Consider the following 3,423-nt stretch of genomic DNA (forward strand, 5'->3'; position numbering starts at 1 on the left):
AGCTGAAGTCCTTCAGAGGGGAGAAGTACATGGTTCATCCAGAGCTCCTTGAGGAGGATGAGTACGGAAGGATATTCCCGATATACTACATAAGGAGCAAGGGCGAGATAACGAAGATATCCTCAAAAACACGCCACAGAAGGATAACAGCCTCCCTTCGCAAGATAGTCCAGAGGACCGCCAGGTATCTTCCCGAGTACCTTCCTGACCGTATAAGAAAGAAGTACGGCTTTCCGGAGATTGACGAAACCATCTTGAGCCTTCATCTGCCCGAAGGCATAGACATCAAGTCCCTCAACAGCTTTTCAGACCTATATCACAGGAGGGCTATCTACGACGACCTTTTCCTCTTTCAGCTCTCCTTACTCCTGAAGAAGAAGGAGTCTGAGCTTGAGAGTTCCCCGAGGATAGAGGTCCCTCCCGACAGGTTCATAGCGGAGCTTGAGGGAAAGCTCAGCTTCCGACTAACCAACGCCCAGAGGAGAGCTCTTAGGGAGATTCTGACTGACATGGGCAGGGAGCACCCTATGAACAGGTTACTGCAGGGAGACGTGGGGAGCGGTAAGACCGTGGTTGCGATGGGAGCAGCTCTGGCGGCGGTAAGGAGGGGCTATCAGGTGGCGGTCATGGTTCCAACGGAGATACTTGCCCAGCAACACTATGAGAAGTTCAGGGAGTTCTTCTCTAAGGAGGGTGTGGAGGTCGGGCTCCTCACGGGGAGCTTGAAGCCCTCTCAGAAGAAGAGCCTATACAGACACATAAGGGAAGGGAACGTAAAGGTTGTGGTAGGAACCCACGCCCTCATACAGGAGAAGGTTGAGTTTGAGAGGCTCGGCTTGGTCGTCATAGACGAGCAGCACAGGTTCGGTGTCATGCAGAGGAAGCTCCTCCTTGAGAAGGGAAAGGGGCTCTATCCCCACTGTCTCGTCATGAGCGCAACCCCCATACCGAGGACCTTAGCCCTTTCAATATACGGAGACCTTGACCTCTCCATAATAGACGAGCTTCCTCCCGGCAGGAAGGAGGTGAGGACCTTCCTCCTCTACGAAAGCGAAAAGGAGAAGCTCCTTGAGAAGGTCAGGGAGGAGATATCTGCGGGGAACAAGGTCTACGTGATATATCCACTCATTGAGGAATCTGAAAAAATGGAGCTCAAAGCTGCCACAGAGGAGTACGAAAGGTGGAAAGAGATGCTCCCCTCAAGCAATGTCCTGCTACTTCACGGGAGAATGAGCGACAGGGAGAAGCAGGAGGTGATGGAGAGGTTCAAGGAGGAGGGGGATGTACTCGTCTCCACAACGGTGATTGAGGTAGGAATAGACGTACCGGAGGCTACGCTGATGATAGTTGAGGATGCCCACAGGTTCGGCTTGTCCCAGCTCCACCAGCTGAGGGGAAGGGTCGGCAGGTCTGATAGACCTTCCTACTGCTACCTCGTTGTGCCCGACAGTCTGAAAAGGAGCGATGCGGAGGCGATAAGGAGGCTCAGGGTTCTCGTCAGAACAAACGACGGCTTTGAAGTTGCCGAGATGGATATGAAGCTCAGGGGTCCGGGAGAGCTTCTGGGGATATCCCAGTCTGGCTACTTCGGTTTCAACATAGCCAACCTCGCCCGAGCCCACGACAGGGCTGTCCTCGTGAATGCGAGAGAGGATGCCCGACAGCTCCTTGAGGAGGACCCCCGCCTTGAGAAACACAGGGAACTCAGGGAACTCCTTCTCTACAGGTACGGGGATAAGCTTGACCTGAGCTGCATAGCCTGAGGCGTTAACCTAACGCCTGCTCTTGGAACCTCAGCCAGCCTTGAAGGGTGGAACGCTCACGTCCTCAAAGAGAGGGTTCACCTCACTGCCCGCAAGGTCTGCAAGCTTCTCGTTCAGCTCCTCAAGAGAGCTCTTTACGAAGCTCTCAAGTAAGAAGGATATCCTGCCTTCTTCATCTACAAGGTAGAGGGTGGGAACCACTTGAACATCGTAGGACAAAGATGCCGGGTAGTCGGGGTAGTCTATGAGCTGGGGGAAGGTGAGTCCGTAATCCTGAACAAATCTTTCCGTCTCTTTCTCACTATCCTGAGATATGCCGAGGAATCTCACAGCGTGCCCGTAGCTTTTGAAGAGCTTCTGGATAAAGGGCAGTGTGAGCTGGCAGGTGGGACAGGTGACCTTGTAGAATACAAGTAGCTTGTAGCCCTCCAGAGAGTCAAGACTTACCTCCTCACCGCCCAAGGATCTCAAACTGAAGTTTGGAGCTCTATCGGAAACTTTCAGCGGCATAACTTCCCCTCCTTACTCCAGTATTTTACCAGAGGCTAAGGCATAATAGTCGGGATGGAAATAACCGAAGACCTCAAAGAGGACAGAGAGTTCTTTCTGGGCTATAGGGATAAGTTCGGAGAGGTCTTCCTGGAGAGCCTGAAAGCCTCGGGAACAAAGGTCCTGAGCAAGGAGAACATGAAGCCCCTCGTTGACAAGCTCTATGCGATGCTCTTCTCCTTCACGAGGGACCCAGTGGAAGAGCTCGGAGAGCTGTCCTATCAGCTTGCCAAACTCGGGATAGATATAAACACAGCCCTCTCAAAGGCTCTTCTGCAGATGTTAAAGGACTACATAGATTACGTGATAGAAAAGGGGCTTCCCCACAGCAGGGTCAAGGACTTGGTCATACTCATTGACACCTACGTCTCTGCAGTGGAGGGGGCTTACGCCAGATACATCGCAGAGCTTCGCAGGGAGGCGAGGGAGGAAAAGGAGAGGGTTGAGGGGGAGAGACAGATAGCCATTGAGTTCTTTGAGAAGCAGTTTGTCCAGGGCAACAGGGACATTGAGATCATCACCTACTACAAGGAGGTTCCGGTTGTATGTCGCTCAAGAATCCTCAGGATGCAAGAAGGGACCCTTCGGGTAAAGCCCTGCGAGTTCAAGGTCTTTGAGGTAGAAAAGGAGGTTTTCGTCAAGCACGTAAATCTTCCCCGTCCAGTGGCTGTGGTGATAAGGGATATAGACAGGATTGGGGAAACCATGGACCTTGAGATAATAGGCTTTAGTGACCTTCCCCAGGAGAGGAGGAGGTACGTTCGCGTTATCCCAGAAGCGCCCATGAGCGTTACCCTGAAGAAGGGAGACTGGGAGGCGGTTGGGAGCATGGCTGACATATCGGTGGGTGGTGTGGGCGTTTATCTCAGGGATACAGATGACCTGAAGGTAGGGGATGTGGTTAGGGTTAGCTTCAGACTTCCCAAGGGGGAGATAAGGACGGACGCCCTGATAAGGCACATAACTCCTCAGGGAGATGTCTTCAGGGTAGGGATGAGCTACGAGCTTGACCTCAGGCAGGAGGAGATAGTCAGTGATTACGTCATGGAGAGGCAGTTTGAGATACTCAAGGAGCTCAAGGGGTCTTAATATATAAACATGAAAGAACACC

3 protein-coding genes are annotated in these 3,423 nt (G+C 52.5%); 2 read left to right on the forward strand and 1 reads right to left on the reverse strand.

All coding sequences use genetic code 11. The features are described from left to right. On the forward strand, positions 1-1,763 hold a 1,763-nt coding region (recG, locus tag AC1HCM_RS00575; protein ID WP_479459830.1), incomplete at its 5' end, for an ATP-dependent DNA helicase RecG. A 30-nt stretch (positions 1,764-1,793) separates the two neighbouring features. On the opposite strand, the gene AC1HCM_RS00580 is transcribed toward recG, so the two are convergent. Beyond that, positions 1,794-2,273 (reverse strand): peroxiredoxin family protein, encoded by a 480-nt coding sequence (locus AC1HCM_RS00580; protein ID WP_479459831.1) that lies wholly within the window; start codon positions 2,271-2,273, stop codon positions 1,794-1,796. Positions 2,274-2,327: 54 nt separating this feature from the next. Here AC1HCM_RS00580 and AC1HCM_RS00585 point away from each other — a divergent pair, with 54 nt between their 5' ends. Beyond that, positions 2,328-3,401: a PilZ domain-containing protein gene (locus AC1HCM_RS00585; RefSeq protein ID WP_479459832.1), complete on the forward strand. Its 1,074-nt coding sequence runs from the start codon at positions 2,328-2,330 to the stop codon at positions 3,399-3,401. Positions 3,402-3,423 lie beyond the last annotated feature (22 nt).

It is taken from the genome of Hydrogenivirga sp. (assembly GCF_056450045.1).